Below are 234 nucleotides of genomic sequence, written 5' to 3'. Positions count from 1 at the left end.
GGATAAAGACGACCTAACCCGCCGTGAGGTGATCAAGCAGCTTATCTGTAACTTTACCTTGAATAAGCGCGATATCGAACAGCAGTTCGGATTAAGCTTTGATCAGTACTTCGCTGAAGATTTGCAGCTACTACAAACCTTCATTGATGATGAATTGGTTGAGGTCTCAGATTCTGAGATTAAGGTAAGCCTTCGTGGTCGCTTGCTGATTCGAAACATCTGTATGTGTTTTGA

Annotated in this window: 1 pseudogene; it reads left to right on the top strand. The window is 42.7% G+C overall.

Features of this window, described 5'->3' with window-relative positions:
* Positions 1-234, top strand: a pseudogene (locus AB4585_RS24740) (oxygen-independent coproporphyrinogen III oxidase); the annotation flags it as partial.

This window comes from Vibrio sp. 10N.222.49.C9, assembly GCF_041474985.1.
Classification (GTDB): Bacteria; Pseudomonadota; Gammaproteobacteria; order Enterobacterales; family Vibrionaceae; genus Vibrio; species Vibrio crassostreae_C.
Note: the sequence above shows the minus strand (reverse complement) of the source record. Positions and strands in the feature narration are given on the sequence as shown.